Annotated in this window: 6 protein-coding genes; 2 read left to right on the top strand and 4 right to left on the bottom strand. The window is 74.9% G+C overall.

Going from position 1 to position 6,027, the window contains the following annotated elements:
• Positions 1-218 (bottom strand): hypothetical protein (locus tag AB0J24_RS25880; RefSeq protein ID WP_358685959.1); only part of this gene is annotated, 218 nt, incomplete at its 3' end.
• A 147-nt stretch (positions 219-365) separates the two neighbouring features.
• Between AB0J24_RS25880 and AB0J24_RS25875 the strand changes: the two genes are divergently transcribed.
• Positions 366-713, top strand: a complete 348-nt coding sequence (locus AB0J24_RS25875) for a tetratricopeptide repeat protein (protein ID WP_358685957.1) — start codon at positions 366-368, stop codon at positions 711-713.
• A gap of 42 nt (positions 714-755) precedes the next feature.
• Here the strand turns inward: AB0J24_RS25875 and AB0J24_RS25870 are convergent, their stop codons facing one another.
• Complete coding sequence (locus tag AB0J24_RS25870) at positions 756-2,591, bottom strand: family 16 glycosylhydrolase (protein WP_358685954.1); 1,836 nt, start codon at positions 2,589-2,591, stop codon at positions 756-758.
• A gap of 288 nt (positions 2,592-2,879) precedes the next feature.
• Positions 2,880-4,103 carry an MFS transporter gene (locus tag AB0J24_RS25865; protein WP_358685952.1) on the bottom strand — a complete coding sequence of 408 codons (1,224 nt, stop codon included), beginning with the start codon at positions 4,101-4,103 and terminating at the stop codon, positions 2,880-2,882.
• 89 nt (positions 4,104-4,192) lie between these two features.
• Here AB0J24_RS25865 and AB0J24_RS25860 point away from each other — a divergent pair, with 89 nt between their 5' ends.
• Positions 4,193-5,380, top strand: a complete 1,188-nt coding sequence (locus AB0J24_RS25860) for a class I SAM-dependent methyltransferase (RefSeq protein ID WP_358685950.1) — start codon at positions 4,193-4,195, stop codon at positions 5,378-5,380.
• Between the two features lie 3 nt (positions 5,381-5,383).
• On the opposite strand, the gene AB0J24_RS25855 is transcribed toward AB0J24_RS25860, so the two are convergent.
• On the bottom strand, positions 5,384-5,839 hold the full coding sequence (locus tag AB0J24_RS25855) for a VOC family protein (RefSeq protein ID WP_358685948.1): 456 nt from the start codon (positions 5,837-5,839) through the stop codon (positions 5,384-5,386).
• Between the last annotated feature and the right edge of the window lie 188 nt (positions 5,840-6,027).

The raw sequence follows: 6,027 nt of genomic DNA, 5'->3' as shown, positions 1-6,027 counted from the left end.
ACCTGCTCGGGCGGGCCGAGGGTGGTCAGGGCGGCTTCCAGATCGGCGACCGTGGCGCGGCCGGCGCGCAGCGGCACCGTCACCTGGCCCTGCGGGGTTCCCCCGACCGTGACCAGCAGCCGGGCGGCGCCGAAGCGCGCGTCGACCACCAGGTCACGCGCGGGAGCCAGCCGGTCCAGCTCGCCCACCCAGGTCGGTTCGTCCGGTGTCGTAGCCATGCACCCATCGTGCGGGTCACTCGCTGTGACGACGCTGAGATGTCCGGCGGTGCCGTTGTCGTGCTGGTCACGGGAACAGAAACAGACCCGCCGCGGTTGTGGTTGACGTATCAACTGAAGTACGAGAGGCCGAGGGAGGCCGGACCGATGAACCTCGAGACCCTGCCCTGGACGGTCGACGGGGCAGCCGAACCGGCCGCCCGGTGGGAGCGCGCGACGTACCTGTTCGACTCCGGTGAGCACGTGGCGGCGGCGCGGCTGCTCGCCGAGCTCGTCGAGGCCGAGCCGGACGCCGTCGCGGTCCGACTGCTCCTGGCCCGCGCCTACTACCACTCGGCCCAGCTCGGTCGGGCGGAGTCGGTGTTGCGCGAGCTGCTGGAGCGCACCCCGTCCGACGGGTACGTGCACCTGCTGCTCGGCCGGACCCTGCAGCGCCGCTCCCGGCACGACGAGGCCGAGCCGTACCTGCGGCTGGCCTCGGCGCTGGGGAGCTGACGACCGGACCGCCCGTGCGCGTCGCGCACGGGCGGTCCTGCGTCAGTCGTCGAGCGAGTAGATGCGGACCCAGTCGATCTCGTAGGTGGCGGGCTGCATGTTCCCGCCGAAGAAGTTGTCCAGTTGGATCGTCAGGTGTCCGCTGGGCATGTCCTGGATGTTCTGCCTGCTACCGCGGGCGCCGTCGGAGAAGCTGAACCACTCCTCACCGTCGATGAAACCCTTGACATGGTCGGGGGTCCACTCGAAGCCGATGTTGTGCCATTCGCTGAGTGGTTCGCCGCAGTCCTGTTCCCGGACGAACTCCTGCTGCACCGGCCCGGGGGCGTGCGGGTAGTGGATGAACGCCTGGGCGCATTCCTCGCCGGGGGCCATGTTCTCCAGGAAGTCGTACTCACCGTCCTGCGGCCAGCGGTTCGACTCCGGCCAGATGATCAACAGCGGGTGGTACTGACGGCCGTTGTTCGGGCCGTGTCCCTCGGAGCGCACCCGGGCCTCCCAGCGCCCGTACTGCTGGTTGAAACGGGAGGCGACCCAGGCCGAGTCGCCGTTCGCGAGACCGGTCTGGACGAGCTTCTCCCCGTCCACCGTGGACCGGCTGGCGCACCGGCCACCGTTGCCGTCGTGCCCGGGCCAGCACTCACCGGCCTGGTGCCAACGCTCCGGGTCCGGTGGGCCGACGTAGTCGAACTCGTCGGACGCCGGGAGCGGGGTTCCCCAACCGTGCCGCTCGGCGGCGGTGTCGGCCGGTTCCTCGGTGGGTTCCTGCACGGGTTCGGCACCGGCGCCGGGGTCGTCCGGACCCTGGCCGGATCCAGGATCGGCCGGGTCGGCCGGAGCAGCCGGGTCGGCCGGGTCGGCCGGGCCAGCCGGGTCGGCCGGGTCGGCCGGGTCGGCCGGGTCGGCCGGGCCAGCCGGGCCAGCCGGGCCAGCCGGATCAACCGGGTCAGCCCGATCGGCCGGATCGGCCGGGTCGACCGGGTCGACCGGGTCAGCCCGATCGGCCGGGTCGGCCGGGTCAGCCGGGTCGGCCGGGCCAGCCGGATCAGCCGGATCGGCCAGATCAGCCGGATCGGCCAGGTCACCCGGGCCAGCCGGATCGGCCGGGTCAGCCGGATCGGCCGGGTCAGCCGGATCGGCCGGGTCAGCCGGATCGGCCGGGTCAGCCGGATCGGCCGGGTCAGCCGGATCGGCAGGGGCCGCAACCGGATCGGAGGGCTCGGCGGCCGGATCGGCCGACGCAGCAGGTTCGGTGACCGGCTCGGCCGGTCCGGCCGCGCGATCGGCCGGTGCGGCGGGCTCCACCGGGCCGGCCGGGCCGGTGACAGGTTCGGTCGGTGCCGCGGGGACGGCGGGTGCACCGGCCGGGTCGGGCGGATCGACCGCACCGACGGGGCCGTCGGCCGGCTCCGCGACCCGGCCGACGGGGTCAGCGGGATCGTCCGGCTCGACGGAGCCGGGACCCGGCTCGGCCGGACCACCCCGCCCGGTGGCCGCGTCCGCCGGAGCGGAGCCCGGTTCCGCCGGCTCGGCCGACTCGGTGGCGGATCCCACCGGACCGGCTGCCGGACGATAGGCCGGAGCCGTCGGGGCCGGCTCCGCGGCCTCCGGGCCGGACACCGCCGGTGCACCGCCCGTCGGATCGGATCCGGCCGGCGCCGCGGCACGCAATCGGGAGCCCTCGCGGAGGGCGGAGTCCGGGATCCCGGACTCCGCGGCACCGTCGTCGGCCCACGGTCCGGACACGGCGGGTGTCCGCTCCGGCGGGGCGCCCCCCTCACCGGGGAACGCGACCCCGCTCCCGATGAAGGCGAGAACACCCGCCGTCACGACGGCTGTCGTGCCGATCACTGTGCGTCGTGCGAGTCCGCGCCTCATGGCCCCGATCCGTCCCCGTCCGTGTCCGGCTTGTCCGATATCGCGGACGCTATGTGCGGAACGCGTGCACCGACCACGCGAGCCACCCGACGGTGCGGTGACCCCACCCGGACGGGCGTCCCCCGATGTGTGTCCGCGGGGTCCCCGGACGTCGGCGAGCGGTCGGCGGCGCGGGGCGGACGGGCAACCGGGGACCACGGTGCAGAGCTGTGAACGACGGGAGGCACGTGGTGGGCCCCCGTCCGGGTGGGCACCGTGCGCCGTGGGTGACCGCCCGACCGGCCCGGGTCAGGGGGCGGTGGGGCCCCGGTCCGGCAGGGTCTCCGGTGCCCGCCACCACACCAACGCCGCCACCAGGGACAGCACACCGGTGACCGCGAACGCAGGCCCGTACCCGACGCCCTCGGCGAGGGCACCTGCGACCAGCGGCCCGGTGATCGCACCGAGATCGGCGGACATCTGGAACCCGGCCAGCACCGACCCGCCGCGGGCGCGCTCGCCGATCACGTCGGCCACCGCGGCGTTCAACGGCGGATTGAGCAGGCCGCTGCCCAGCCCCGCGATCAGCGACAGCGCCAGGAACAGCCACGCCGAGTCCGTGTAACCGAGCAGCGCGGTCGCCGCACCGGAGACGGCGAGCCCGCCGATCAGCGGCGGACGCCGCCCCGACCGGTCGGCGATCCGGCCGCCGGGCAGCAGGGTCAGCGCGTTCCCGGCGGCGAACACCGCGAGCGCGACGCCACCGAACGCGTCCTCCCGGCCGAGCGACTCGACCACCACCAGCGGCACCAGCGCGATACGGACACCGAACACCGCCCAGCCGTTCGCGAAGTTCCCCACCAGCGATGCCCGGTAGGCCCGGTGCGGCAGCGCGTCCCGGAACCGGGCACTCGGCGCCGCGTCCTCCACCATCGGCCCGTCGGGGCTGCGCAGCAGCCGCCCGCCGACGGCGAGCACGAGCACGAGCAGTCCGGCGTAGATCAGGAACGGCGCGCGGACGTCGATCGCGGCGAGTGTCCCGCCGAGCAGCGGGCCCGCGATGTTCCCGAGCAGGAACCCGGTCGCCCACAGGCTCGTCGCCCGCCCACGCAGGTCCGCCGGCGCGAGCCGGACCAGCAGCGACACCGCCGAGATCGTGAACATCGTGGAGCCGACACCGGCGATCAGGCGCAGCGCGATCAGCTGCCAGTAGGCCGTCGCGAATGCCAGGCCCCCGGTCGTGACGGCGACCACCGCCAGACCCCACACGAAGACGGGCAGCTCGCCGAACCGGCCGACCACCGTCCCGGACAGCGGCGCGAACACCAGCCGGGAGAACGCGAAGACGCTGATCACCGCGGACGCGGCGGTGATGCCCACGTCGAACGAGCGGACGAAGGCCGGCAGCACCGGCGCGACCAGACCGAACCCGATGGCGATCGCGAACGACGCCCCGACCAGTACGTGGATCTCGCGGGGCAGCCGGGCCCCGGGCGCCGGAACGCCGGGGACGCGGCCGTCGTGCTCGACCACGATCCCTCCTGACGTCCGAACCCGGACCGACGGTACGCCCCGGGACCCGGGGAGCAGCCGGCGACCGACCGTCCGGGAAGGTGGCCGGTGTGGAGCACGACGAGACCGCGCGGCTGGAACGGCTCGCCGGCCCGGAGGGGACCGCCCTGCTGGACCGGTTGGCCGGCACCGACCGCTCCGGCGCCGCGGCGCTGCGGATCGGCACCGCGCTGCGCCGCGCGCACGACGCCGGCCTGGTCGCCGATGCGATGGCGCTGGCCGAGCTGCGCGACCGGGCCACCGCGAAGTTCACCCGCGCCGGGTCGATGTGGTTCACCCGGGCCGGGTTGGAACAGGCCTCGTCGGAGGTGATCGCCCGGCACCGGGCCGCCCGCTACGCCGGTCTCGGGCGTCTGGTGGACCTGTGCTGCGGGATCGGCGGGGACGCGCTCGCGCTCGCCGCGGGGCGTGAGGTGACCGGCGTCGACACGGACCCGGTGCACCTGTGGATGGCCCGGCGCAACGTCGCGGTGCACGGAGGGGCCCTGCGCACCGTGCGGTGCGACGTGCGCGAGGCGGACCTGTCCGGCGCGGACGGCGCGTTCGTCGACCCGGCCCGCCGCTCGTCCGGTGGCCGGATGCGCAGCGGCGACTCCGAGCCGCCGCTGGAGTGGTGCGTCGGGCTGACCACCCGGACCGACGCCGTCGGGGTCAAGGCCGCACCCGGGATCGACCACACCGTGGCCCCACCCGGGTGGGAGCTGGAGTTCATCGCCCTCGGCCGGGACCTGAAGGAGGCGGCGCTGTGGTCACCCGCCCTGGCGTGTTCCCGGTCCAGGGCGAGCGTGCTGGACGCCGACGGCACCGCGCACGTCCTGACCGGGGAGCCGGATCCGGAGGACGGCGACACCGGCGTGCCGGTCGTCGAACCGGGCCGCTGGCTGCTCGATCCGAACCCGGCCGTCACCCGGGCCGGCCTGGTGACCGCGCTGGCCGACCGCACCGGGACGTCCCGGATCGACCGGCGGATCGCGTTCCTGACCGCGGAGGACGAACCGCCCGGCACCCCGTTCGCCCGGACCCTGCGGGTGCTCGACTCCCGGCCGTGGGACCAGAAGCGGCTGCCCCGGTTGCTGCGCGAGCTCGGGATCGGTGCCGTGGACGTCCGGCGCCGCGGTCTCGCCGGCGACGTCGACGCGCTCACCCGCAAGCTGCGCGGCCGCGGTCCGCGGCGGGCGACCGTCGTCATGACCCGGGTCGAGGACCGGCCGTGGGGACTGGTCTGCGTGGACCCGTGAGCGTCAGCTTCGGCCGGGGAAGTAGATGAACTCCAGCGCGATGCCGTCCGGGTCGCGGAACTCCAGCGTCGCATAGGTGGTCGGGTCGGTCCGGTCGACGACGCCCCCGTGCGGCACCGACAGCGCGTCCAGCCAGGCCGCCCAGCTGTCGAGGGTGTCCCGGGAGGCGACGCCGAACGCCAGGTGGTCCAGCGCGCCGCGGTCCGGGCCGCCGTCGCCGCCGGCCGGTGTGTGCAGCTCGATCATGACCCCGGTCGCCGAGTCGAGCAGCAGCGCCGCCTTCTCCGGGTCCGGCGCGGGGTAGCGCGAGCCGCCGGTGCCGTGGTGCGGGAAGGTCATCGGCAACCGCTGCAGGCCGAGCACCCGCTGGTACCAGGTCGCGCTGGACTCCACGTCGGACACGGCCGCCGACACGTGGTGAAAGCCGGTGACGGTCGGTCGTTCGATGCCCGCACCCATCGGCACCTTCTCCTCGTCCGGCCGCCCGTACGGCCTGAAGTCAATCGGTCGGACCGACCCGGTGTCCAGATCCGCACCGCTGCACATGATCGACCGTGGCCCTCGGTGATGCCACGGCACCCCTCCCCACCGGGTCGACGAGCGGTCCCCGGTGGCCGTCGGCGGGCGGATCACGGCCGCGCGTGCCA

This window comes from Pseudonocardia sp. NPDC049635 (assembly GCF_040659795.1).
Lineage (GTDB): Bacteria > Actinomycetota > Actinomycetes > Mycobacteriales > Pseudonocardiaceae > Pseudonocardia.
The sequence above is the reverse complement of the archived record's forward strand: the minus strand, read 5'-3'. Positions and strand labels throughout refer to the sequence as shown.

What these genes read in the sequence shown, in the direction of transcription:
- AB0J24_RS25875 (WP_358685957.1), top strand. Translation starts at nt 366, where the DNA reads ATGAACCTCGAGACCCTGCCCTGGACGGTCGACGGGGCAGCCGAACCG.
- AB0J24_RS25870 (WP_358685954.1), bottom strand. Translation starts at nt 2,591, where the DNA reads ATGAGGCGCGGACTCGCACGACGCACAGTGATCGGCACGACAGCCGTC.
- AB0J24_RS25855 (WP_358685948.1), bottom strand. Translation starts at nt 5,839, where the DNA reads ATGGGTGCGGGCATCGAACGACCGACCGTCACCGGCTTTCACCACGTG.